The sequence below is a fragment of the Shewanella sp. 10N.286.51.B7 genome (assembly GCF_002873615.1).
Taxonomy (GTDB): domain Bacteria; phylum Pseudomonadota; class Gammaproteobacteria; order Enterobacterales; family Shewanellaceae; genus Shewanella; species Shewanella electrodiphila.
In genome coordinates this window covers 69,033-95,112 of record NZ_MCUF01000037.1, presented here as the reverse complement: position 1 = coordinate 95,112, position 26,080 = coordinate 69,033, and the positions used below count along the sequence as shown (strand labels likewise).

Sequence of the window (26,080 nt, the reverse complement as noted above, 5' to 3'; positions counted from 1 at the left end):
CCACGAATATCTGAAGATGAAAATGAGGCTAGAACAATGGGTTAGCTTCATCCATAATCAATTAAGTCAAAAAGTAAACAATTTTACGAATAGCATTCAGCTTAAACGATGCTAAGTTTTGTCACGGTTATCCATTGAACATTTTTAAGGAACAAAAATGCAACCACATTGGTTTATTGTCGGATTAGAGATATTTACTGGGTTATTTTTAGCCTGTATTGCTTTCGGTGTTATCGCGGTTATTTATATGTATATCGTCGATAAAGTACAAACAAAACAGGCGATTCGACATAACTACCCTGTAATTGGCCGCTTTCGATATTTATTCGAGAAACAGGGTGAGTTTTTTAGACAATATTTCTTTGCTCAAGATCGTGAAGAGCTGCCATTTAACCGTGCAGAGCGCAGCTGGATATATCGTGCTGCTAAAAATATTGATCGCACCATTTCATTCGGTTCAACCCAAACACATGACAAGACTGGTACTGTGATGTTTTTGAATGCTGCATTTCCCAAGTATGACTCAGATGAACATACAGACAATATTCTTACCATTGGCGCTGAATGTAAGATCCCCTACCAAACATCCACAATTTGTCATATTTCGGCCATGAGTTTTGGTGCTTTATCACGCCCCGCAGTGACGGCACTGTCCCATGGCGCAGCGCAAGCAGGTTGCTGGCTCAATACTGGAGAAGGTGGATTAAGTGAACATCACTTAAAGGGCCATTGTGATTTAGTGTTTCAAATTGGCACAGCCAAATACGGTGTTCGAGATGAAAACGGCAAACTGGATGACAAAAAGCTAACTGCTATAGCAGCCCACGATAATGTAAAAATGTTTGAAATAAAATTAAGCCAAGGTGCTAAACCGGGCAAAGGCGGTATTTTACCAGGGGTAAAAGTTACCAAAGAAATTGCTGACATTCGAGGTATACCTGTAGGACAAGACTCTATTAGCCCAAATGGCCATGCAGAGTTTAATAGTGTTGCAGATATCATTGATATGATTTGCCACGTTCGCAATGTAACCGGTAAGCCTACTGGTATTAAAGCGGTATTAGGTGACGAGCAATGGCTCAATGATTTATGTGCTGAAATTAACCGCCGTGGAATAGAGCATGCACCTGACTTTTTCACCTTAGATAGTGCTGAAGGTGGTACTGGCGCGGCGCCACAAGCCTTAATGGATCATGTTGGTTTGCCCATAAAAGAAAGCTTACCGATAGTGATTAATTTATTTAGGCAAAAAGGCTTAAAGCAACGGATAAAAGTCATTGCCAGTGGCAAGATGGTACTGCCTTCTCAGGTGGCATGGGCATTAGCAACAGGCGCCGACTTTATCGCTTCAGCAAGGGGTAATATGTTTGCACTCGGTTGCATACAAGCATTGCAATGTAATAAGGATACCTGCCCTACTGGGATCACCACTCATAATAAACACCTGCAACAAGGGTTAGATCCCCATAATAAATCAGCAAGAGTGGCTAACTATAATCGCTCTTTGCATCATGATTTAAAAATTATTGCCCACTCTTGTGGGGTCAGTGAGCCTAGGCAGTTAACTCGCCAGCATGCAAGAATAGTTACAGAAAGTGGCATTTCTATCTCCCTAGATAAGTTTTATCAACAGTATTAGTTTTATTAAAAGACATAAAATGACGCTTTAGTAAAAACTACTAGACTTATTGCTAATATATTGACAACGAATATCTTTGGACTATTGTTAATTTAGGTGTAAAATTGTGATGTAGAGCACATTCCTAGGGACTTATTTTTGAAATCAGAAAACTCAATAATGACGGCTAACAGAACGAATAAAGCAATTTCGTTAACTTGTAGCAACTGCGAAAAGCTATCTGAAATTGAAGGCGAGAAAATCTGTTTCGAACAAGGACAAATCACCAGATTAACGGAAGATGCTAACCCAAATTCAATGATTAAGATGGTCTGTCATAGCTGGTCTAAAAACAGATAGTTTAAAACAGATAGTCTAAAAAATAGTCTTTTAAGCTAATTAGAGACAATTTCAGCAATAAAAAAGCAATCCTAAGGATTGCTTTTTTTATGTGAATTTCATTTTTACGTCTTTAAATAAGCCCGTTTGCTCATGAGGCTTATCGACAGAAGTTTATACCAAAATATCTGCCGCGCTATCATCCGCTTTCAATAAACTATCTTCGCTATCGTTATCATTTATTTTTGCGAGTGTTAGTCCACGGGTAGTCACAATCAAACCTGCGCATAATTCATCATAGACAGACTGCAATTCATCTTGATTCATTTCTCGCTTTTCCAGCGTCGCCATAATCGCAAACCAATCCGTGGTCACTTTATGTTGTGTACCCTCTAAGGCTGCTATTAAAGAAATGTTTTGCACTAACGACCTCCATTTTTAGGCTTAATTACCTGATAATTTCCTATTTACCTAAACGATCTCAATCCTTTCCAGGCAATTAAAGCTAATTATACACAAAAACTGCACTATCAAAGAGAGAAAACGTCTACAAGCTGCACATCAAAGTGTGATTGTTTGCTCATTTTGAATTCGCCACAGTTTTGCATAGACGCCATTTTGTAGTAAAAGCTGTTGATGGGTGCCTTGTTCTGCGATTTTCCCTTGGCTTAACACGACAATTTTATCAGCATCAATAATAGTAGATAGTCGGTGCGCAACAACTAAACTTGTATGGCCTTTTTCTGCGACTTTAAGCGCTGTTAAAATAGCCTGTTCAGACTTGCTGTCTAAGGATGAAGTCGCTTCATCAAACACTAGGATAGGGGCAGATTTTAAAATCGCGCGAGCAATAGAGACTCGTTGCTTTTCACCACCAGACAGCTTTAAACCTCGCTCACCCACTTTGGTTTGCCATTGATTTGGCAACGACTCAATAAAGTCGCTCAAATTAGCTAATTTTACCGCTTCTTTTAATTCTTCATCACTCGCTGAAGGTCTACCATATAAAATATTATTATAAATCGTGTCGTTAAATAGCACGGTATCTTGCGGCACTATCGCAATCGATTGACGTAGTGCTTGCTGAGTTAGTTGTTTAATGTCTTTTCCATCAATCGTTACCGAGCCACTATCAACATCATAAAAACGAAATAACAGTTTAATTAATGTTGATTTACCCGCACCACTTTCACCGACTACTGCCACTTTTTGACCTGCAGGAACGGTAAAACTTACCTCATTGAGAATCGGTCTTTCATCATAATTAAAACAAATATTATTGAAACGCAGCTCGCCTTTTGTTGGCACCACTTCAGACGCACCTGCAATATCTTGAATACTCGGGACTTTATCTAATAAGCCAAACATACGTTCAATATTGGCTAATGCGCCGCGGATCTCTCGATAAACAAAACCTAAAAAATTAAGTGGAATGAATAACTGCATCATAAAAGCGTTAATTAATACGAAATCACCCAAGGTCATATTGCCCGCGGTCACTTCAGACGCTGCAAGCCACATCATCGAGGTCATTGCCACAGCGATAATTAAGGCTTGTCCTGCATTTAATGCAAATAATGACAGCCTATTTTTACGTTTAGCGACTTCCCATTGATCTAACGCTGAATCATAACGTTCAGATTCATAGCGTTCATTATTAAAGTATTTAACCGTTTCATAATTCAATAAACTATCTACCGCACGAGTATTTGATAAAGAGTCTGCATTAGCGGCATCTCGAACAAAACCCGTTCGCCATTCTGTCGCCACAATGGAATAACCAATATAGGCCACTACAGCAATCAAGGTTATGAGCGCAAAACCAATACCATAATTGAAAAAGAAAATAATGATCACTAAAGTGATTTCTAATAACGTCGGCACGATATTGAACACCATAAAGCGCATTAGAAAGCTAATACCACTGGTGCCGCGCTCAATATCACGAGATAAACCACCTGTTCTGCGATCTAAGTGAAAATCGAGATCCAGCCTGTGTAGGTGTTCGAATACAGCTAAACCCAAGCGTCGAATAGCACGTTCAGTCACGCGGCCAAAAAGCGTATCCCTTATTTCACCTATAATGACATTCAAAAATCGCACTGAGCCATAGGCAATAACAAGTGCGACTGGCACCGCAACAATTGCTGCTGTTTTCTGGCCATCTAAACTATCAACTAAGTCTTTTAAAATGAAAGGAAGCCCAACGCTGGCAAGTTTAGCAATCACCAGACACAACATAGCTAAAAATATACGCCCTTTAAATTCAAATAGGTAAGGCCATAATAATCTCACCACTTTCCAGTTTAGCTTGCCTACTGGTCCATCAAAATACGCTGACGGTCTCATTTACTTCCACCCATAAATACTTGCGCTTCAAAAATACATTGGCCTACATTCATCACATCAACAATAAGTTAACACTTTTTGCTTGAGGTAAGATCTATTTAATATCAATAAACAGTGAGAATCCTTAGTGTTGTTCAACATGAATGTAAGCGTATTATATTGAAAAATTGACCATCGAATAATACTTTAGACTTACCAAGACTGCGAATTGGTAGTATAAAAGGATAGTTTATATAAAATATTTCATTAAATAAGCAATTATTCTCGTGTTTCTAGTTCAGCAACTAAAAAGAATTTGATACTCTTTAATGGATACTTTTTGGCGATTTATACTGGCCATTAACATTTTTTCCCAGTTCAAAGGAAGTAACATGTTAGACGCAGCAAAAGTTCAGCACCCACCATTACAATTAATACAAACATGGGTATGGATGATGATCGAGTCAGGTAATCCTGAGCTTCAAGATAAAGGAAGAAACAATCTTATTTCGGCATTTGGAAGCCTAGCTAAAGCCAATGAGTATTTAGCAAACACCAACAAATAAATAAGGCGCTGAATAGCGCCTTATTTTTTGAGCTTTGATTTACTCAAGAGCTTGATGATGAGTGATTAATGGCACATTAACCGTTAACCACGTCTTTTGATGACGCTTTCGCTAAGTGTTGCCAGCAATTTCTCTGTATCGCTCCAACCAATACAAGCATCTGTAATACTTTGGCCATAACAAAGCTCTTTGCCCACAACAAGATCTTGTCGGCCTTCTTCAATATTACTCTCAACCATCACACCAAAAATATTGTGATTACCAGAACCAATTTGTCCCGCAACATCTTCAGCAACGAGCATTTGCTTGTTAAAGTCTTTACTGCTGTTGGCGTGGCTAAAGTCGATCATGATATTGGTTGGTAGTTTCGCTTTTTCTAATTGGGCTTCAATTTCAGTGACGTGTGATTCGCTGTAATTTGGTGCTTTACCGCCGCGCAAAATGATGTGGCAATCAGGATTGCCTTTCGTTGATACAATCGCTGAGTGACCAAACTTTGTCACTGATAGAAAATGATGCGGTGCACTTGCTGCGCCAATCGCATCAATAGCGACTTTAATGGTGCCGTCGGTACCATTTTTAAAACCAACTGGGCTCGATAAGCCTGACGCGAGCTCGCGGTGAACTTGTGATTCAGTTGTACGTGCGCCAATAGCGCCCCAGCACATCATGTCAGCAACATATTGCGGTGTAATCATATCGAGGAATTCACCCGCAGTAGGAATACCAGACTCATTCAAATCAACCAGTAGTTTACGCGCAGTTCTCAAGCCATCATTAAGCTTAAAACTGTTATCCATATATGGATCGTTGATTAAGCCTTTCCAGCCTACTGTTGTACGCGGTTTTTCAAAATAAACACGCATTACGATTTCAAGTTGGTCTTTGTACTTGTCGCGAAGTGCAATTAAACGCTTACCATAGTCTAAAGCAGCAACAGGATCGTGAATAGAACATGGGCCAATAACCACAAGTAAACGATCATCTTGGCGATTCAGAATTCGGTGAATACCATCACGCGCATTAAACACGGTTGCTGATGCCGTTTCTGACGCCGGAAATCGCTCTAAAATAGCAATAGGAGGCAATAGTTCTTTTATCTCGTCAATTCTAACGTCATCATTTTGGTAATACATAGTTGATACAGCTCCAGCAAACAGATTATTTACGCCAAATTTAACAGTTGGCAGTAAAGCATAACGAACAGCTTTATAATTCAAACAGTACCATACAATAATTCACTCAATCTATGGTTTTATCTATTTTATGAGTATAAATCACTGTTAATAAATAACTTTAAATTTAACATTACAAAATATTCAATAAATTCATTTATTTCGGTTAACTCTGCCTGTAGCCGCACTTGTATTTCAGCCATAAGCACAGCGTATAAAAACTATTTTCAGTGCTAACTGAAAATAGTTTTAATAACCGCGGCTGCTATGTATCAGCCAATAGCACTAATTAAGCGATGAAACTTAATAAGAATAATGCTTAATGCCGTAACATTGCTTGCAGTTTTCCTTTGTATCTATGCTGACTGGTCTCATCAAGGCTCAAGTCGATTGCTTTTTCCATATTTTTTTTCGCTCTTCTTTGGTCACCTGTCGCCCAATAAGCCCGCGATAACCCAAAATAGAACTCATGACGATAATCAGCTCTATCCACTGCACGCTTATACCAAACTAACGCCTCTTGATATTGCTTTTCAAAGTAGGCTTGTTGAGCCATATCGAAGTAATAAAATGGGTTGTTAATCCGTGCTATCTCGAGCACTTTATGTACTTGCTGCCATTCTTCTAATCTATCTTGTTCCCCAAGAATAATGGCTAAATTATATAAAGTGGTAATATTTTTAGGCTCTAACTGCAATACATGACGATAAGCTTTTTCGGCTAACTCATCCATGCCTTTATGACGATAAATCACGGCCAGCGTATTAATGCTATTAACATAATAGGGATCGAGTTCAATTGCTCTTTTAGCAAGCGCATAAGCTAAGTCATAGTCATTTTTCACTAAGGCTTCTGCAGCAACATTATTAAAATACATCCCAGCTAAGGTCTGTTTATTGATTTGCTTCACTCTGTAAGCTCTTATTGAACGTTCAGGTAAAAAGTCCACTAAGATTTCAGAACCTCTCATGCTATATGTATTGGGCTGATCCACATGAAGTAACTTCATGTTGACGTGACCATTAACTAAATAAAATCCCCCTCGCCTGTCCCATATTGGCTCGACATCTATATCTTGAAACTTAACAGGCACACCTAGTACATCAGCAATAGCAGTAGATAAAACCACGAGTGACATACAATTCCCAGCACGTTCCTCAGCCGTTATACTCGCCATTCTGGTGAAATGGTCACGATATTCGAACCCACCATTTTGCGCATCAATGTATTCAGCTAACCATTTATTAACAGGAACTTTAGTCCCGGTAATACCACCTGAACGCGCATAGTCTCTTCTTATCTCTATTTTCAGTTTTTCAGGCAGTGCAAATATGGCATCAGTATCTGGAATCGTGACAGCCGTGAACTCACTATCATTGAATAAGGAACTGACATTAGGTGTTTTTTTAGTTGGGCTCGTGCTGCTACAGCCTGAGATTACGGAGAATATAAAACAGAAAACGATAAAATAAACACAATAAATCAGCAACCTAGTAGGTACTAAGATACCGCCATAAAAAAATTTCTCACTTTCATCTTTTTGTAACATTTTTATGCTCCAGCAAACGCCTTTATTAAGCATAGATGCAAGTACAAAAAATGAGACACTTAAACGTTACAAAACTTATCAAGCCATCAAGTATGGCGCATGACTTCCACGGTAAATTTGACTAAGACTTATGTGCTATGGCTATGACTATGGCTATGACTATGGCTATGACTATGACTATGACTATGACAATGACAATGAGCTAGGAGCTGTGAGCTGTGAGCCATTCAAGTCACAACTGTATCTGATGTTAGCAGTGCGAGTGATATAAGCGATGCAATGAGTTAACACCGTTAGCGCTATTTTTAGGGCACTGTCAGTGATGCTACGGTCAGTAATGGCGGAGTTTATCCAACTCCTCGCCAGTTATGTAATGAGGTAAAAACTCCGCTTTATTCAGAATATAATAAGAGGCTTTTTGAGCCTTGTACTTAGCTTTGTTGCTCGTTAAGGTTTTTGTGACGGCTTTCGTGGAACTTGCTGCGAGCTTGGCTCATCAATTTGAATATATAGTTCTTGGTCTTGATAAGAATAAGGACGATAAGCATTGCCTGAGCAGCTGAAATAGCGATATGGCACGGCAATTGGCAAACAACCAACCGGTAAGGCCTGTAAAATTTGGATCTGTTGCTGCATACGTAACATTTCTTGCCATTGATGATCTTGTTGTACTTGATCTCTAACGGCAAAAGCATCAAAAGGTTCAGAGGCTTTGCGCACCACGACTTTACCTGCATAAGCAGGTGAAACTGACACACTCAATAGCATAGCAGTGATACTCATCATGACGACCAGCTTCATTCGCGTGTTCATAATTCGTATGTTCATAGTGTGACCTTTTAAGGCTTATCTTATTTTCAGTATAACAAAAAAAGCAGAGCTAAATAGCTCTGCTTTTCTAACCTCACTCCAATTTAAATCAAAATTTAACTAGCTGATTTAATTGAAACAAACTCTGGGTAGGCATCTACACCACAATCTGATGCATCCATACCGTTATACTCTTCTTCTTCGGTTACACGGATACCTACAGTCGCTTTAAGGACAAACCATACTGCGAATGAAGCCGCGAATACCCAAGCAAAGATAACTGCTGCGCCATATAGCTGAGCACCAAAGTTTGCATCACCATTTGACAATGGAACTAACATTAAGCCTAAGAAACCACATACACCGTGAACAGAAATCGCACCGACTGGGTCATCAATTTTGATACGGTCAAAACCAACAATCGAGAAAATAACAACACCACCAGCGACAATACCTGTAACAGCTGCCATCAATAATGATGGTGATAATGGGTCAGCAGTAATAGCAACAAGACCTGCTAATGCACCATTTAATATCATGGTTAAATCTGCTTTACCCCAAACAATCTTACAAACAATTAACGCTGACACTGCGCCAAATGCTGCTGCTGAGTTAGTGTTAACGAAGATTTTAGCGACTGCTGAAGCATTTTCTGCATCAGAAACCAATAACTGAGAACCACCATTAAATCCAAACCAGCCCATCCAAAGAATAAACATACCTAAGGTTGCCATTGGCAAGTTCGAACCAGGAATTGGGTTTACTGAACCGTTTGCACCGTATTTACCTTTACGCGCTCCTAGTAGTAATACACCGGCAATAGCTGCAGCTGCACCCGCCATATGAACAATACCACTACCAGCGAAGTCAACGAAACCTGCAGCAGATAAGAAACCGCCCCCCCAAGTCCAGTAACCTTCAATTGGGTAAATAACGGCTGTCAGTACCACAGAGAAAAGTAGGAAAGACCAAAGCTTCATACGTTCAGCAACTGCGCCAGAGACAATTGACATAGCTGTTGCTACGAATACCACTTGGAAAAAGAAGTCAGACTCAAGCGCATGGTCAGCACCATCTGCTTGTGAACCAATTAGCGAACCAAATGATGGCAACCAACCCGCTTCAACATTATCGACATACATGATGTTGTAACCGACTAACAGGTACATCACACACGCAATTGAATATAAACATACGTTTTTAGTTAAAATTTCTGTGGTATTTTTTGAGCGAACTAAACCTGCTTCAAGCATGGCAAAACCAGCTGCCATCCACATAACTAATGCACCTGAGATTAGAAAGTAAAACGTATCTAATGCGAAACGTAACTCAGTGACTGTCGTTCCTAACGCTGCTAACTCTTCCATTTCAGCCCCCTTATAGTGCTTCGTTATCAAGCTCACCCGTACGGATACGGACTGCCTGTTCAAGATCAGTTACGAAAATTTTGCCATCACCAATCTTGCCGGTATGGGCAGCTGTAGTAATTGCTTCAAGTAATACTTCTAAATTTTCTGCTTTAGTGGCAATTTCTAATTTCACTTTAGGAAGAAAATCAACTTGATATTCTGCGCCACGATAAAGTTCAGTGTGCCCTTTTTGACGACCAAAACCTTTTACTTCAGTTACAGTCATTCCTTCAATGCCCATTCCAGCAATTGCTTCTCGGACATCATCTAATTTAAATGGCTTGATGATAGCGCTGACGAGTTTCATCTCGACCTCCAAAAGTGTGATTGTTATATATTTGTTTCCAATTACAATTCAATCATTAGGCCAAACTTATAAGTACATGTTTTTAAAGGGATATGATAAAAACAATAATATTTATAACGACAAAAACGCACCAACAAAGTGCAGCTCCATTTCAGTGCGCACAAGATTAGCGCAGAGAATTGAGTGCGATGGATTTACTAAAACTTGGTTAAATTGACGAGTTTAGTGGGAGTTTTAAAAGCCAGAATAAGGCGAATGACTAGCGGCAAATAAAAGCGTTAATAAAAGTACCCATAGAATAATAAAGCAATAAATATAAGTGGGTAAAAGATGAGACGGTATAAATATAGTTGGCCCCAATGGCACAAAAAAAGGCCCTCAATTGAGGACCTTTTATCAAATACCTTCGTTAGGTATTTCACTCTTTTCTGTCAAATATAACAATCTAATTCTGTTAATCTAATGACTGATTGTAAAGGTTACAGATTACCTGTTGAAGTGTCTTCAACAGTATCAACAGCTTCTACTGACTCTGTACGTTCTTCAGCCAATAAATCAGCTAATAAACTGTCTACTTGAGTTTTATCTACCGCATCAGTTTCTGTCGCTTCTTCAGCTGCCACAATAACTTCATCAGCTTCTGCTGCAATATCAGCCTCTAAGCTCGTACCTAAATCAGCTAATAATGCTTCCTGATCATCAGCCGCTTCTTCTAAGCCAGCTTCAAACTCTGACGTGGCTTCAGATTGTGCAGCTTCATCTAATTGAGCCAATGCGGTTTCAGCATCAACTACATTATCAAGCTCTGACACGTCTTCAGCTTCTACAACTTCTTCAACGACAACATCTTTAACTGCTGGTACAGATGCTTCATTTTGAGATGCAGGCTGATTGAATTGAGCCATTAAGTCTTCTGCTAATTCAGGCTTCATAACTACTGCACCTACTGCAGCAGCTAACACAACACCAGCAACAACAAACTTAGTAGAACCTGACTTTTTCTCTTGCGCTTTTTCTGCCGCAGCTTTAGCTGCTAATTGCGCTTGAGGATTAGGCTGAGGCTTAATTTCAAGTTTAGATTTTGGCTTTGAAGCAGCTTCAGCATCATTGCTTTGTACTGGTGCTGATGTTGCAGCAGTACGTTGATCTTGCGGCGCAGCAGCTTTAGGTTCTGCTTTTAAAACAGGCTCATTCGTTTGAATGTCTGCTTGCAAGTTGTCTCTGATATCAGAAATTGGTTCAGGTTTAACTTCTGGTTTAATCTCAGTTTTGACTTGAGGAGCGTCAACAGCAACATTCGTAATCGGCTCAGCCATTACGTTAACATTACTCACTTTTGCAGCCTGTGCTATCGGCGCCTCTGCAATAGGCGCTTCAGCCTTTGGGGAGGCGTATGCTGGCTCTTCGATAAATGGAGCGTTATATGAAGCAACAGGTTGTTCATCTGCCGCTAATTCAGGTAAAACGCCTTGCTCAGGGCCTTTAGTTCTAGCACCTAAGAATTGACCACCATCATAAATTTCCATTTTATGACTTGAAACATCACCTTCAACTACACCAGAGCTTACGATGACGAGACTGTTACAGTGTAAAGAACCTTTAAACACACCACAAACTCGTAATTCTTGACAGTAAAGCTCACCGTCAATTTCGCCACCTACTTCAATTTTAACTTGGTCTGTTGAACGAATAACACCTTTGACTTGACCAGCAATCAAAGCAGGCCCTTTTACTGTCATTTCCCCATCCAGTGAAGTTTCGGGACCAATAAAAGTCACCCCGTTTCCTTTGTTATTCATACCCAGCAGTATCCTTTTTATTATAAATTTTCGACTTATAGTAAACCAACTAAATTAAAACAACAAATAACATTGCATTTACATGTCATTCACTTTAAAACGAGGCTTATTTAGCTAATTCATTAATAACTTCAGTGTTTCTAAAATATATGTAATAATCCGCTTCGCTAACATAAGCAAACTATTGTTAAGGACTTCAATAGTTGGTTGTATTTAACAAGGACGTAAGATGATTTTATCGGATATATTCTTAGGCGATATTCCTGAGCCTCTGACTAAACAGCTCTGTCAAATTACTGAGCTACTCAAATGTAATACTATCAGCCATGATCCTCTCGACTTTCATTGGCAACAAGCTGATCAGCACAAAAAAATCCTTCTGCATTTTGTTGATGATCCTAAGCAACATATCCCAAATCTATCTGCAGAACTTATCTCTGAAGGCAAACACCTTGCTTTTTGCACTGCATTTAACTCAGATACTGAAACCTTACTAATCGCCAATGGTTTTCACGGTGGTTTGGCAGTTTCAGCTTCTATTATCGAAATCATCGAAGCATTAAAAAATATAGATAACAATAAACTCTATTTTAGCCATGATGCTATGTCGCACTATATTCAATCCCGTAAGCGCCAACCTATCACCCAGCGCCAGACAGAGTTACTTTCATTAACCACTAAAAAAGAACAGCAAGTGTTGTCGTTAGTGTGCCAAGGCTTATCTAACGAGCAAATTGCTGCCAATTTAAGTATCTCAATCAATACCGTTAAAATGCACATTCAGAATATTTTCAAAAAAACCAATGTTTCAAGCCGAGGCCAGCTGTCTTATGTTTTCACTCAGGTATAAACACTATTTCGATAATTGAGAATGAAATCCCGCTATAAGCTAATTTAATTGCTGATATACTTTGCTATATGGAATGACTTTTTGGCTAATGAGTAGCAATAGCGTGACAACCAATTTATTACAGTTATATCGCGCTAAAATAGTGCAATCTAAATCAAGCTCTCGGGACTCAACCCACGATGTTCTGATTGATGATCCCGCTCAAGAGCAAGCGCTCACGGCACTAAACCAGTTGTTCATGCAACTTAATAATCAACAAACGATAACCTCTCCTTCAACTAACTCCTCCAAAAGCCAATACGCCGCACCGTTAGGTGTGTATCTGTGGGGAGATGTCGGCCGAGGCAAAACCTTCTTGATGGATTTGTTTTACAATAATCTAAACACTGAGCGTAAACTCAGATTACACTTTCATCGGTTTATGGCAGCTGTTCACCATCAACTTAATAGCAGTAAAGGAATTAACGACCCTCTAGTTCATATTGCACATCTATACGCTGACCAATATCAGGTTATTTGCTTTGATGAGTTCTTTGTTTCAGATATTGGTGATGCCATTATTCTCGGCCGTCTATTCGAGCATTTATTTAATCAAGGCGTCATTTTAGTCGCTACATCTAATATTGAAATTAATCGACTCTATGAAGGTGGGCTACAAAGAGAGCGTTTTTTACCTTTTATTGAACTATTAATTAAGCAAGTTAATCAGGTAGAACTTAACGGCTTGATTGATCACCGTATTAACCAAGCCCCTGCCGCACCACTGCTAGAACAAATTACATTGCCTCTTACGATGGAGCACCAAGAATTTATTCAATTAGCTGGGAAATACTATCCCCATGAAGCAGCTGTTTGTATTAACAATGACAACATCATCATTTGTAATCGTCCAATTCCTTTTAAAGCCCGAGTAAATAAACTTATTTGGTTTAATTTTGCTGCGCTATGTGACGGACCCCGCTCTCAATTAGATTACATAGAAATTGCCAGTCAATTTGAACATGTCGTAATTGATGAAATACCGCAACTAGGTGGAGAAGTTAGATCTTGGATTAAAGCCAGAGGCACTGAAGATGCAGCTATAGGCACAAAGACAGGTGAACGTCAGCTAAATTACGCCACCAATGATGATCCAGCAAGGCGGTTTATTAGTTTAGTCGATGAGTTTTATGACCAAAAAGTATCACTGACAGTCTGCTCCTGCTTCAATATCGATGAGCTATACACTGGTGGTGCATTGTCTTTTGAATTTAGAAGAACCATCAGTCGTTTAATAGAAATGAAGCGCTGGACTTAACACGTTGAAATATTGGTAAAAAACCAATCAGTTATAAGGCTGGATTCAAGCTCTGAGTCAGTTAATGCTAACTGCCAAGTACTAAGCACCAAGTACCATGTATGGGAGCCTAACCTTATTGAACGGTATGTTTCATCACGTCACTAAAGCGGCGCATAAAGTTTTCAAATGCTTCATTATCAGGGTAGTCAAATTGATATTTATTATGAAAGTAAATATTAAGCGAAGTTCGGCCATCACTTAGGGTAATGGTATAGCCGTCATAACCCGTTTCTGCGTGCAAGCCACAAAGGTGATAGGTAGAGTTATAGCCAGCGTCACTTGCCTGCTTTTCACCAAATTCAGTGATTTTATTAAACACTTTCAGTGCTTGATAAATATCTATGGCATTTTTCATGGAAAGACTCCTGACTAGATACTGCAATTACGACAATGATAATCTGTTAAATAAGCAATACTTAATTTACGCATTTAGCGCTGAAAAAGATCACTTACTTATTCATTCATTTAGTCTAGGCGAGTGATAAAATAGAACAGTGATAAAGCTCGGAAAATCGTCAACGGAATGGCCAGATAATGTATCAATTTGCTTCAGCGCTCGTGGTGATGTAGTGCTTTAACTTGGTACATTTCTTTATCTGCTAGTTCTAAATACTGAATAACATCAAGTTCTTGTTTCGCTTTTCGAGAAGCAAACCCGACACTATAAGCAAGCTCAAATGGCTCATTGCTTGTAGCATTATGCATTTTAAGTGCACGCTTAAAGCGCTCTAATGCAAATGTCACATGACCATCATTACATTCGCAAAATAATACCAAAAATTCATCACCACCAAAGCGAGCAATAACATCAGAGTCTCTGAACTCTTGGGTCAATAAATTTGCAAAGCTTTTTAGTGCCCGATCTCCAGCATCATGGCCATGAGAATCATTAATTTCTTTAAAAAAGTCCAAATCAAAAAAGACTAAGCAACTGCCTACGTTATTTCTATCCCACGTCGCCATAGCCTGGTTTGCCAAGACTTCAAAACCACGGCGATTAGAAATCCCGGTCAATTCATCTAAGGTTGTTTGCTGAATAGACACTAACTCTGACACAACCATTTCAGCTAAATCTTTAAGTGCGACTTGATCTTCTTCGCCAAACTCACGAGGTTTATCATCAATGATACATAAAGTGCCCACTCGCATACCGTTAGGCATGGTTAAGGGGTGGCCAGTATAAAAGCGAATATGCGGCGCTTGTGTAACAAGAGGGTTATCACTAAATCGAGGATCAGCTGAGGCATCATTAATCACAAATGGCCCATCATGATGTATAGCATGACCACAAAATGAAATATCACGTGGGGTTTCAGTAGCAACAAGGCCTTGACACGATTTAAACCATTGACGATTTTCATCAACTAAGCTCACTAAACATATAGAGACTGAAAATAACCGTTTAGCTAATCGAGTAATACGATCAAAGCGCTCTTCTGCTGCTGTATCTAATACATTTAGATTCCGCAGGGTTTGTAAGCGCGCTTCTTCATTGTCGCGTATCGGTGCAGTTAACATGTTTCCAGCCCAGAGTGTCGAAGAGTAAGGTGTTGTTTTTATTATTAGCAGTAACGTATTTAAATTTCAATTCAATCAGTTACTAGATAACATTCAGCGTAGCAGCTTTAGGTTCACTCTGCTAAATATCTGAACCATTATTCTAATTAATCAGTCAAAAGTGAAGCGAGCTTCCATATGTTGTAATTAACTAAGCAGCTTCAGCCGCTTTTTACTTTTGTGATACTTATATTTTTCCTAAGCATCATGGTTAGTTAAGGTTTTAATTAGCCATAGCAAATTTAACTAAAAGCCATCACTGATAACCACAACTGCTACGAGTTAAGTTCAGAACCTAAAATATGCTGATAAATGTCAATAACCTGAGATACATTTTTATCTGCAACATCAGCATCTATTTGGCCCTTTTGTTGTTGTAAGGTCAGTCGATGATTTTCATCTCGTAACCAACAATAAGTTTGCGTCAGATGTTGTGCGGTCATCATAGGTAAAATTTCAAGCTCAGCTAGCACTTGAAAAATGCGAACATTATCAGACCAAATGGCTAACTCTTTATGCTCATTAGCGTTAGCAAGCACCAAATATTGCGCCATGAACTCAATATCAGCAATGCCGCCCACGCTTTGTTTTAAATCAAACTTATCACTACTGACTTTTAGCAAATGGTCACGCATCTTAATACGCATGTCTCTGACGAGCTTTGCCAGTTCAGTGAGTTCTCGAGGCTGCGACAATACTTCAGTTCTGATCTCACTAAAGCGAGCAGCCAGTTGATTATCACCATAAACAAAACGAGAACGAACTAACGCCTGATGCTCCCAATTCCACGCTTCTGTTTGCAAGTATTCTTTAAACTGCTCGACTTCGGTAACTAATAAACCGGATGCACCTGAAGGTCTTAGGCGCATATCGACTTCATACAGCTCGCCAGATGTTGTACGCGTGGCAAACAAATGCACAATGCGTTGTGCCAACTTTAAATAGAAATGGCCAATACCGATGGGTCTCTTGCCATCGGTTTCCCCGGTGTTGAGACTATTACGCAAGAATACTAAATCTAAATCTGAACCATAACCGAGTTCGATTCCGCCTAACTTGCCATAACCAATAATGGCAAAGCCCATTTTATCTGGGCTAGTGCCTTCTGGTACTCCATGTCGAGCCGACACTTGATGCCATGCTTGCAGTACAACTTGTTCAATTATCGCTTCAGCCAAAAAGGTAAGGTGATCGCTCACCTCCATCACAGGTAAAACCCCTGTCACATCAGCAGCTGCTATTTTTAGCTGCTGAGACAACTTAAATTGTCGTAATGCTTCCATCTGCATTTCCATGTCATCTTCTGGCACGCGCAGTAGATACTGTCTTAATTCACTTGGGTAATCGTCAACTGAGGTGGTGTCGTAAAGTTGCGATGGGTCGATTAGCTCATCTAACAACATTGGAAAGTTAGCTAACTCTTCTGCAATCCAAGGGCTAGCGCAACATAAGCTAATCAACTGCTGTCGAGCACCAGGATTTTCACACAATAGTTCAAGATAAGTGGTGCGAGTTAAAATCTGCTCTAACACACCAGACACTGCTTTTAATGCAACACTTGGAATAGGTTGTTCGAGCAATTCAGACAACAACCTAGGCATGAGTTTTTCAAGGGTTTCGCGTCCTCTAGGACCAATAGAGCGTTTTGTGGTGGTGGAGCGCCACTCAATTAATGTAGGCCAAAAGTTCACATCATCCACTAAATGCTCATCCAATAACGCTGCTGCATTGTCAGGATCTTCAATCACCCATAATTGACTGGTCCAATGCTCAATTTGATCATGTTCATCTTCACCGCCAACAGTCTCTTTAAAATGGCCGTGGATCCGCGCCATAGCATCGGTCACTTTGGCTCTTAATTCAGTTTCATCCTCGCATTTCATCGCAACACACAACCGCTGCCAATCCACACTATTGTCAGGTAGGGTTTGCGTCTGTTTGTCATCAATAGCTTGAAGTAAATTCTCGACGCGCCGCAGCAGAATATAACTGTGCTTCAACTCATCTACCGCAAGATATTCAAGTTGGCCTAAGTTATATAAAGTATCAATCGCACCGAATAAACTTTGTTGGCGCAATGACGGCTCCCTGCCACCACGAATAAGCTGAAAACTTTGCACTACGAATTCAACTTCTCGAATACCGCCTGCGCCCAGTTTAATGTTATCGGTCAATTGACGTCGGCGAACTTCTTGGGCAATTAGCTGTTTCATTTTTCTTAATGAATCGATTGCTGAGAAATCGATGTATCTTCGGTAAACAAAAGGTCTTAACAGATCATGTAAATCGTCACTGTATTGTGTCCAAGGGCCAAGCACTCGCGCTTTCACCATGGCGTAACGTTCCCAATCTCGTCCTTGCTCTTGATAGTAATCTTCAAGACCACTGAAGCTCACAACCAATGGCCCGCTTTCACCATAAGGACGCAAACGCATATCAACACGAAACACAAAACCATCAACCGTAACTTGATCCAATAAGTTAACTAATCGCTGCCCCATTCTGATAAAAAATTGTTGATTGGCTTGAGCGCGTCGGCCGCCAATGGTTTCGCCGTGCTCTGGGAAGGTAAAGATTAAATCGATATCAGAGGAAAAATTCAGTTCACGGCCACCAAGCTTACCCATCCCGAGAATAAGCAAAGGTTGTGGGTTACCTTCTTCATCGCTAGGCGTGCCTAATTGCTGGCACATTTCTTTATAAAGCCAATCCCGTGCGGCGATAACTAAAGCTTCAGCAAGTGCAGATAAATCTAATAACGAGGATTCAACATCGGAATAATTTTTGAAATCGCGCCACGCTAAGCGCACCATCTGCAGGTTTCGATATTGACGCAGTGCTGATTTGACGGCCTCCTCTGAAGTCAGTACTTCAAGTTTAGCGTCAAGTTCTGCAGAAAAAGTCTGTCTGTCGACGTCTTCAATTAAGCCATTGAATAAACTTTCAATCCAGTGAGGGTTACGACAAAGTTGCTCGGCAATATAATCACTTAACCCAAAAACAGTCCTTAACTCTTGCTGCTGGGTTTGATTAAGTTTGTCTGCAACCTCAGGCCATTCATCAGACAGTCTTAACCAGTAACGTTCTGCAATGTTAGATAATTCGGCAGATAAGGCATTGTTACTTTGGTTTTGCATTATTATTCGATCCCTTCAGCAATTTACATACGGCGTTACACTTTCCAATCGACATATTATGTCGAAATGTGCTATACCATTCATAACAAAAGTTTAATGTAAGTCTTAATTGAATATGCCATTAAGATTACTATAACCTGTATACTAGTTATACCTAACCGTATAAATATTTGGTCGTAATTGAGCACATATTTATGCGGTTTGTTATTATATTTATAGATGAATTTCTTACCATTTGGAGAAAACATGGCTGGCATGCTTCCCCGTGTCCTCGCAGTATTTTCAACGATAATATTGTGCTTAACATTAACAGGCTGTGGTGACGACAGACCTGAAAAAATTGCTCAGTATCAGCAATTGTCTCAACAACGTTTGGGGCAATTAAACTCGATGCTCAATGCGGGTGAATTGCGTAATGCGACCTTGCTCAATCAGTACGCTAACTTACTTAAGCAAAGTAAACCTGATTTAGTCCCTTTATTAGATGAGCTCGCAAAAGATGCGGGAACATCAGGGCCAATGTTCCAGTCCCTACAAAGACGTACCAGTGAATTATCTGATTCAGCCAACTTTATCGATTTAGATCAACAGTTAGAAGAAGCGCAGAATATTTACCAAGCAGCTGATTCAAGTCTGTATAACGATATGCTGTCTGATCCAGTCAATGTTGTAGCCGATTTATCTGGCGGGCAGCTTGCACGAGTTAATTCTATCAGCCGAGAAGCTGCTGCACTGGCAAATGGCAGTGAAGATTTTGGCGCAGGTAGTCAACTTGTCGGTAACCCGTCTTATGGTAGCTGGCAAAGTAACTCCAGTGGCATGTCATTTTGGGCCTGGTACGGCATGTACTCGATGTTCTCAAATGTGATGAACCCAGTACGTTACGACCGTTGGTCAAATAACCGTGGTTACAGCTACTACAACGATGTAGGCCGTTACCGTTATACATCGCCAAAGCAGGCTAGTGCGCAAAATCGCACCTACGAGAACACCAAGAAAACGTTTAACTCTCAAGGTAAACAGTTTAATAGCCCGTACGCAAAATCTCGCACAGGCTCTACAAGTTTATCAAGACAAAGTACTTCAGCGCCAAAAGCCAGTACAACGGGCACCAGAAGTGCAAGTTCAAGTAAGTTCCGTTCGACCTACTCTAAAGACAGCAGTTTCCGTAATTCATCAAGCCGCACAACTCGCGGTGTACGCCGAGGCAAATAAGGAATAATCATGACATTTTTAACTGACTTCGGGCTCACCCTAGACCTGGCTATTATTTTAGCAATCGACATTACCATTGCGGTAGTTTTGTTAGCGCTAATGCGTTATCTACAAGGCTGGAGTGTGCGAGTCAATAGCCGTGCAGAATTAGCTGAACGCGATAACTTCGCTTTTGGTGTTAGCACAGCAGGTGCGGTTTTAGCCTTGGGTATTGTATTAACTGGTGCTATCACTGGTGAAGCTGCAAACTCTTATGCAATGGAAGCTATAGGCATGACTTTCTATGGTGTATTCGGTTTAGTATTGATTAAATTTGGCCGTTTCTTACATGATAAAGTTGCGCTAAATGAAGTGGACAAAAACAGTCAAATCGTTAATGGCAATATGTCGATTGCTATTGTTGATGCCGCTGCCGCAATTGCTACTGCGATTATCATACGCTCAGTATTAATGTGGGCTGAAGACATCACCCTTGATACCTTTATTGCTATTTTCACTGCGTTTTTGATTTCACAGCTAATGCTAGTGATCTTAACCCGATTCCGTGAGCATCAATATGCGAAACGTAATCAAGGTGATTCAATGCAAAAAGCCTTAGAACAAGGCCAAGTTGCTATTGCAGTGCGTCACAGTGGTTATATGATTGCGATGGCATTTACCTTTAATGCGGCAAGCCATTTCATCATTTATGACCCTTCTGCTTACTTTATGAATATTGTTGGTTGGTTAACCTTCTCTATAATCATGTTAATTGCACTATCAGTATTATTGGCCGTCGTTAAAAAGCTAGTACTGGCGCAAATTAACTTAACTGACGAAGTAGAGAAACAGCATAACGTCGGTGTTGCAGCCGTAGAACTTGCTATTAGTGTCAGTATCGCCCTTATTCTTGCGGCATTAATGGCGTAATTTGATGAATAACACTTTGCTTGAAAATGGCCAGGAGGGCAGCAACAAGCAGAGCAGTCCTTCTAAACGCAGCTTAGCTTGGTTCGATGATGCTCTTTTATTGGGCATTATGGCACTCCTTGCTGGCTGCGGTCTTATTTACGAATACCTCTTATCTCACTATGCGGGCCGTATTTTAGGCGCGCTTGAAGCCGCGATTTATACCATGATTGGTATTATGATTGTGTCTATGGGTATTGGTGCTTTTGCAGCTCGCAAAATTCGCTGCGCCTTTACTGGTTTTGCCTTACTTGAACTGACAGTGGCATTTTGTGGTTCATTGGCCATTTTAATCACCGCTGCAGTTATTGGCTTTGGTCAACAACTGCCATTAATAATTGCCAATACGCTAGGCCTACCACCTGATCATATTCCTGATGGCGGCTTTATTGGCACCTTACAAAACTTAAGTGAATACTTACCTTATGTTTGGGGGGTTATTCTGGGCTTGATGATCGGAATGGAAATCCCACTGATTGCCCGTGTACGTCAATCGCTTTCAGAAGAACATCTGCTGCACAATGCGGGCACCATATACGGCGCTGACTATGTCGGTGCAGGTGTCGGAGCAGCCATTTGGGTTATGTTCATGCTATCGCTGGACATTCAACTTGCAGCAGCACTGACTGCCAGTGTGAATTTATTAGCAGGTTTTGTGTTTATCTGGCGTTTTTGGGATCAGATCCGCTGGGCAAAGTTGATCTTAACTGGGCACTTTATCGCCAGTGGCGTATTGGTATTATTGGCAATGCATGGCCCAAGTTGGGAACAAAACTTCAATAACCTGCTGTATAAAGACAAAGTTGTGTATGCAGAAGCCACACGTTTTCAGCAATTAACTTTTACTGAAAGATTGCGGGGTAATGGTCAAGCGCCTGTTTACTCGCTCTATATTAACGGCAGATTACAGTTCTCAAGTATCGACGAGCACATCTATCACAGCTTTTTAGTCCACCCTACTCTGGCAGCAAGTGCGAGACAGGACAATGTACTGATTATTGGTGGCGGTGACGGTCTAGGGCTCAAACAGGTATTAAAGTGGCAGCCGAAATCAGTCACGTTAATGGATCTTGATGAAAAGTTAGTAGATTTATTTAAGCAGCCACAAGACAACATGCCAGAGCATGTAAGCAATGCCATGTTGGCATTAAATGGTGATGCGCTAAACGATCCTCGAGTGACACTTATCTACGATGATGCCTTTAATGGCGTAGATAAACTGATTAGTGATAATCAAAAGTTTGATTCGATCATTATCGATTTGCCTGATCCAAGCCATCCCGATTTAAATAAATTATATTCTGATTTGTTTTACCGCAAACTGGCAGAATTATTAAGTGCTGATGGTGCAATGACGGTACAGTCGACCTCGCCTTATCATGCCCAGCAAGCGTTTATCTCGGTAGGTAACACTATCGAATCAGCTGGTTTTACGGTTGAGCAATATCATCATAATGTGCCTAGTTTTGGTGAGTGGGGCTGGACCATAGCAACGCGTTCAGGGCTCGATGCAAGAACACGTCTAGCTCATAACGAACAGTTACCCATCGAAGAAGATTGGTTAACGCCGGGGTTAATCCACGCTTCTTTTGAATTCCCAGGTAACTTTTATGATGACAAAGACAATATTAAGATTAATACAATTGGATCATTACAGCTTTATCATTACCACTTAGCGTCATGGTCTGAGAATCAAGGGATGAATCTTTTTTAATCTACCAAAAATAGCCTTGACATAATATGTCTAAGTGCTATCTTTGAAACCTAAGACATAATATGTCAACAAGGACAAATATGAATATCCATAAGATTGCTAATCACCTAACAGAACTCGGCGACGAGAGTCATACCGGTTTGAAGTTTGATTGTTTCCCAATTGACGGTGATGTCGAAGTATTACAAGTCAACGTTGCTGGTCGTGAAGAATTACCCGTATTCGTATCGGTAACTGACAACCAAATTTTGTGTATCAGTTACTTATGGGATGAGAGCGAAGTCAAAGAAGACACTCGCACTCAAATGTTTGAAACCATGCTGGAACTTAATATTCCAATGCCACTTTCATCGTTTGCAAAAATTGATGATAAGTATGTGGTTTACGGTGCACTATCCGTCACCTCAAGCATGGAAGAGATTGAACAAGAATTATCAGTATTGTCTGATAACTGTTTAGAAGTCATCGACGAACTTGTCGAATTTTTGAAGTAAGGAGCCATATCATGGGCATTTTAAATAAAATTTTAACGGCATTTCGCGGTGGTGCTAATGAAGTCGGTCAAAATATTGTCGACGCAAATTCTACCCGTATTTTTGAACAAGAAATTCGTGATGCAGAAAAGCATCTAACCAAAGCGAAGCGTGAATTAACTGATGTGATGGCCAAGGAAATGCAAGCCAGCCGTGAAGTTGACCGCCTTAAGCGTAGCATTACTGAGCATGAAGGTTATGCCACTCAAGCGCTTGAAAAAGACAACGAAGCTTTAGCTATCGAAGTCGCAGAGAAAATTGCTCAACTTGACCAAGAGCTTGCAGACCAAGAGTCAGCTAATACAAGCTTCTCTGCTCACGCAGTACGTTTAAAAGACTTAGTGAAGAAAACTGAACGTCAGTTAACTGATTACCAACGTCAGCTAAGCATGGTTAAGACCACTGAAAGTGTTCAAAAAGCCACAGCGACTATCACTGACTCATTTGCTTCAAGTAACTCGAAGCTAATGAATGCTAAAGATTCTTTAGAGCGTATCAAAGCGCGTCAACAGTCGTTTGATGACCGCCTACAAGCTTCTGAAGCCTTAGCTGAAGAAAACAGTGACAAGTCGCTGCACGCTAAACTAGCTGAAGCAGGTATTGGCGAGCAAAAATCTAATGCTAATGCTGTATTAGAGCGCCTAAAAGCGAAAAAAGGTTAATTAAGCTATGGGATTTCTAAGTGGCCTTTTCGGCAAGAAAGAAGCCCCAAAACGTCAGCTTGATCATGTAAACAAGCTACTCAAGGGAGATATGATCTCCCTTGATGATAGTTTTGCTTTACCTGAACAGTTACGTGGGCAGCAACTTAAAGTTGAAGAAGTACATACCTATGAGTATGAACGCTCACAGCAATGTGAGTGGTTACTTAGAGGTCATAGTGGCACAGCCATTTACCTCTCGTATCATCAAGAAGATGAAGCGTATTTAAGTTTTTCAATCAAAGTGAATCGAGCCGTTGTAGAACAGCTATTTGATTTAGACCAATTTGGTCAAATTTTTGAAGAACCAGGTAACGCTGAGCTGAAAACCCTTTCATTGTCCAATGAATTAGATAGCGAATACGGACGTTGGCTTGCTAGCGCATATCATCAAGTTGAGTTTGGCTGTTTTGGTTACTTCCATCGTGAAGATTACCGAGGTCAAAAACCACCTCAAGATGATAGCAGTCAGCACCGTGGTAATGCATTTGAAAGCTATTCATTGGTTAATAATGAAGATTCTCAAGCCGTCGATATTGAAGTGTACGAAGGCGGCGATACAGATGTAATGTTAACCTTGTATCGTCCAGTGACTGACATTCGCGAGTTTTGGCCAGCAAGTTAATCTTCGCAATTTAAGGAGTAACACCTGACATGAGTAAAGGTAAATCATTACCAGATACATGGATTAAAAATCAGCAAGCAGCAAAAGCAACTCAAGTAGCTTTTGACCTCGATGAAAAGTTTCAATACTTAATTCGTAAAGCTGCGCTTGATGCAGGTGTTAGCCCTTCAGATCAAATTCGCTCTATCTTAGGTTTAGAAGTGACAAAACGTCCTAAACGACCAAGATTGACCGTGTCATTAAGCCAAGATGATTATGTCATCCTGGCCCAACGGTATGGATTAGCATCAGACGCACAGCTTGAAATTAAAAAGCGCGTGCTTGATGATTTAGTCCAATTTGTTGATGTGTAATTTGTTAGCCACTGATTACGGTTAATACCGTAATGATATTTATCGAACATAAAACACGCCTTTGAGCGTGTTTTTTTATGCCTTGAGATTGTCTCGTCACAGTTACATTGTTAGCATCATTGCAAAGATTTATTGTATAAACGGATTTTTAACATGAGTGAAAAAAAACGCTGGTCACTGAAAGCCTTAAATGGTCCTAGTCCATTTGATTTAGCCATGATGGTGTTATCACTGTTTTCTGTCGTCGTGGTATTAGTCCTGACATTCAGTCATGTCGACCCTGAGACAAGACAGCTATTACTTTTTATCGATCTCAGTATCTGTATGATATTCATGTCGCGATTCTTCTATGGCCTAATCAAAGCCAGCAATAAAAAATTCTATCTACGCCATCATTGGATCGACTTTGTTGCCAGTATTCCTGCCATTGAAGCCCTGCGTATCGCCCGTGTATTCCAAATTCTTCGAGTCATTAGGCTTATTAGAGTTAGCCGCGCACTCATCGTACCGTTACTAAAACAACGTAAACAAACCACATTAGCCAGCCTATTACTAGCAATGGTGTTTATCTTAACCACAGCGTCTATCGTGATTTTATTAGTTGAGGCGGGTGTTGAAGGTGCCAATATTGAAACCGCTGAACAAGCAATTTGGTGGACACTCGTGACCATTTCAACTGTAGGGTACGGTGACTACTACCCTGTGAGCAGTGTCGGCCACGTTGTTGGGGCAATTGTAATTATGAGTGGCGTGAGCTTTTTTGGTGTTATCTCAGGCTATATGGCGTCAGTATTTGTTGCGCCAGATGAAAATGAACGCAATGAAACCAATAAAAATGAGATTAAATTTGAGCTTGAAAAAGCGATTTCCAGAATGGAGCAGAATCAAGCTCAAATGGAAAAGAACCAACAGCAGATGCTGGAAGAAATCACCCGCTTGCGTAAAGAGATCAATAATAAATAGTCGGCGCAGAGTAAATTAACCTGTGCTTTCATATTAATGTTTGATAAATCATAATAAAGTCTGAGCATTTATAATATAGTTTGATGATTTCTAGATTTGAATCGAATCAAAATCTAAATCAAGGTCGTGGCGCTTCGCCCACACCAGACTAAAAGGGAGTGAACTGCGACTCCCTCTATACTCTTTATTAAAGAATTAGGCCCCGCAGCTCCGGCGAAATTTAAACAGCAAAATTTCCAACGGAG

General features: G+C 40.3%; 24 protein-coding genes. 13 read left to right on the top strand and 11 right to left on the bottom strand.

Annotation, left to right across the window (positions count from 1 at the left end; all coding sequences use genetic code 11):
* Positions 1-157: 157 nt before the first annotated feature.
* Together BCU84_RS11670 and BCU84_RS11665 are read left to right on the top strand one after the other, a co-directional pair.
* Entirely contained in the window at positions 158-1,639 is a 1,482-nt protein-coding gene (locus BCU84_RS11670; protein ID WP_102528253.1) for an FMN-binding glutamate synthase family protein, read from the top strand.
* 138 nt (positions 1,640-1,777) lie between these two features.
* Positions 1,778-1,978: a hypothetical protein gene (locus tag BCU84_RS11665; protein WP_229369183.1), complete on the top strand. Its 201-nt coding sequence runs from the start codon at positions 1,778-1,780 to the stop codon at positions 1,976-1,978.
* 153 nt (positions 1,979-2,131) lie between these two features.
* Here BCU84_RS11665 and BCU84_RS11660 read toward each other — a convergent pair whose 3' ends face one another.
* Positions 2,132-2,380 (bottom strand): hypothetical protein, encoded by a 249-nt coding sequence (locus tag BCU84_RS11660; protein WP_102528251.1) that lies wholly within the window; start codon positions 2,378-2,380, stop codon positions 2,132-2,134.
* Between the two features lie 138 nt (positions 2,381-2,518).
* On the bottom strand, positions 2,519-4,306 hold the full coding sequence (locus tag BCU84_RS11655; protein ID WP_102528250.1) for an ABC transporter ATP-binding protein/permease: 1,788 nt from the start codon (positions 4,304-4,306) through the stop codon (positions 2,519-2,521).
* A 371-nt stretch (positions 4,307-4,677) separates the two neighbouring features.
* On the opposite strand from BCU84_RS11655, the gene BCU84_RS11650 reads away from it, so the two are divergent.
* The gene (locus BCU84_RS11650) at positions 4,678-4,851 is read left to right on the top strand and encodes a hypothetical protein (protein ID WP_102528249.1); all 174 of its coding nucleotides are present in this window, start codon (positions 4,678-4,680) and stop codon (positions 4,849-4,851) included.
* A gap of 83 nt (positions 4,852-4,934) precedes the next feature.
* Here the strand turns inward: BCU84_RS11650 and aroG are convergent, their stop codons facing one another.
* The 6 genes from aroG to BCU84_RS11615 all read right to left on the bottom strand — a co-directional run bounded on the left by aroG (position 4,935) and on the right by BCU84_RS11615 (position 11,900).
* Complete coding sequence (aroG, locus tag BCU84_RS11645; RefSeq protein ID WP_102528313.1) at positions 4,935-5,987, bottom strand: 3-deoxy-7-phosphoheptulonate synthase AroG; 1,053 nt, start codon at positions 5,985-5,987, stop codon at positions 4,935-4,937.
* 358 nt (positions 5,988-6,345) lie between these two features.
* On the bottom strand, positions 6,346-7,575 hold the full coding sequence (locus BCU84_RS11640) for a tetratricopeptide repeat protein (RefSeq protein ID WP_102528248.1): 1,230 nt from the start codon (positions 7,573-7,575) through the stop codon (positions 6,346-6,348).
* Positions 7,576-8,022: 447 nt separating this feature from the next.
* A complete protein-coding gene (locus tag BCU84_RS11630) occupies positions 8,023-8,403 on the bottom strand; it encodes a hypothetical protein (RefSeq protein WP_241906419.1) in 381 nt (126 codons plus the stop codon).
* 98 nt (positions 8,404-8,501) lie between these two features.
* Entirely contained in the window at positions 8,502-9,752 is a 1,251-nt protein-coding gene (locus BCU84_RS11625) for an ammonium transporter (RefSeq protein ID WP_102528247.1), read from the bottom strand.
* Positions 9,753-9,762: 10 nt separating this feature from the next.
* Complete coding sequence (locus BCU84_RS11620) at positions 9,763-10,101, bottom strand: P-II family nitrogen regulator (protein ID WP_102528246.1); 339 nt, start codon at positions 10,099-10,101, stop codon at positions 9,763-9,765.
* 479 nt (positions 10,102-10,580) lie between these two features.
* A complete protein-coding gene (locus BCU84_RS11615) occupies positions 10,581-11,900 on the bottom strand; it encodes a polymer-forming cytoskeletal protein (RefSeq protein ID WP_102528245.1) in 1,320 nt (439 codons plus the stop codon).
* Between the two features lie 229 nt (positions 11,901-12,129).
* Here BCU84_RS11615 and BCU84_RS11610 point away from each other — a divergent pair, with 229 nt between their 5' ends.
* Both BCU84_RS11610 and zapE read left to right on the top strand, forming a co-directional pair.
* On the top strand, positions 12,130-12,750 hold the full coding sequence (locus BCU84_RS11610; RefSeq protein ID WP_102528244.1) for a response regulator transcription factor: 621 nt from the start codon (positions 12,130-12,132) through the stop codon (positions 12,748-12,750).
* Positions 12,751-12,838: 88 nt separating this feature from the next.
* Entirely contained in the window at positions 12,839-14,047 is a 1,209-nt protein-coding gene (zapE, locus tag BCU84_RS11605) for a cell division protein ZapE (RefSeq protein ID WP_102528243.1), read from the top strand.
* Positions 14,048-14,162: 115 nt separating this feature from the next.
* Here zapE and BCU84_RS11600 read toward each other — a convergent pair whose 3' ends face one another.
* The 3 genes from BCU84_RS11600 to glnE all read right to left on the bottom strand — a co-directional run bounded on the left by BCU84_RS11600 (position 14,163) and on the right by glnE (position 18,789).
* A complete protein-coding gene (locus BCU84_RS11600; protein WP_102528242.1) occupies positions 14,163-14,444 on the bottom strand; it encodes a DUF3081 family protein in 282 nt (93 codons plus the stop codon).
* 194 nt (positions 14,445-14,638) lie between these two features.
* Positions 14,639-15,607 (bottom strand): sensor domain-containing diguanylate cyclase, encoded by a 969-nt coding sequence (locus tag BCU84_RS11595; protein WP_102528241.1) that lies wholly within the window; start codon positions 15,605-15,607, stop codon positions 14,639-14,641.
* A 314-nt stretch (positions 15,608-15,921) separates the two neighbouring features.
* Positions 15,922-18,789 carry a bifunctional [glutamate--ammonia ligase]-adenylyl-L-tyrosine phosphorylase/[glutamate--ammonia-ligase] adenylyltransferase gene (glnE, locus tag BCU84_RS11590; protein ID WP_102528240.1) on the bottom strand — a complete coding sequence of 956 codons (2,868 nt, stop codon included), beginning with the start codon at positions 18,787-18,789 and terminating at the stop codon, positions 15,922-15,924.
* Positions 18,790-19,029: 240 nt separating this feature from the next.
* Between glnE and BCU84_RS11585 the strand changes: the two genes are divergently transcribed.
* The 8 genes from BCU84_RS11585 to BCU84_RS11550 all read left to right on the top strand — a co-directional run bounded on the left by BCU84_RS11585 (position 19,030) and on the right by BCU84_RS11550 (position 25,835).
* Positions 19,030-19,998, top strand: coding sequence for a hypothetical protein (locus tag BCU84_RS11585; RefSeq protein ID WP_102528239.1), 969 nt, complete (start codon positions 19,030-19,032; stop codon positions 19,996-19,998).
* A 9-nt stretch (positions 19,999-20,007) separates the two neighbouring features.
* A complete protein-coding gene (locus BCU84_RS11580) occupies positions 20,008-20,907 on the top strand; it encodes a DUF350 domain-containing protein (RefSeq protein ID WP_102528238.1) in 900 nt (299 codons plus the stop codon).
* 4 nt (positions 20,908-20,911) lie between these two features.
* Positions 20,912-22,660: a polyamine aminopropyltransferase gene (locus tag BCU84_RS11575; RefSeq protein ID WP_102528237.1), complete on the top strand. Its 1,749-nt coding sequence runs from the start codon at positions 20,912-20,914 to the stop codon at positions 22,658-22,660.
* 80 nt (positions 22,661-22,740) lie between these two features.
* Positions 22,741-23,154, top strand: coding sequence for a DUF2170 family protein (locus BCU84_RS11570; RefSeq protein WP_102528236.1), 414 nt, complete (start codon positions 22,741-22,743; stop codon positions 23,152-23,154).
* An 11-nt stretch (positions 23,155-23,165) separates the two neighbouring features.
* Positions 23,166-23,855, top strand: a complete 690-nt coding sequence (locus BCU84_RS11565; RefSeq protein WP_102528235.1) for a PspA/IM30 family protein — start codon at positions 23,166-23,168, stop codon at positions 23,853-23,855.
* Positions 23,856-23,862: 7 nt separating this feature from the next.
* Positions 23,863-24,519: a hypothetical protein gene (locus tag BCU84_RS11560; protein WP_102528234.1), complete on the top strand. Its 657-nt coding sequence runs from the start codon at positions 23,863-23,865 to the stop codon at positions 24,517-24,519.
* Positions 24,520-24,548: 29 nt separating this feature from the next.
* Complete coding sequence (locus BCU84_RS11555) at positions 24,549-24,872, top strand: hypothetical protein (protein WP_102528233.1); 324 nt, start codon at positions 24,549-24,551, stop codon at positions 24,870-24,872.
* A 153-nt stretch (positions 24,873-25,025) separates the two neighbouring features.
* Positions 25,026-25,835 carry an ion transporter gene (locus BCU84_RS11550; protein ID WP_102528232.1) on the top strand — a complete coding sequence of 270 codons (810 nt, stop codon included), beginning with the start codon at positions 25,026-25,028 and terminating at the stop codon, positions 25,833-25,835.
* Positions 25,836-26,080: the final 245 nt, after the last annotated feature.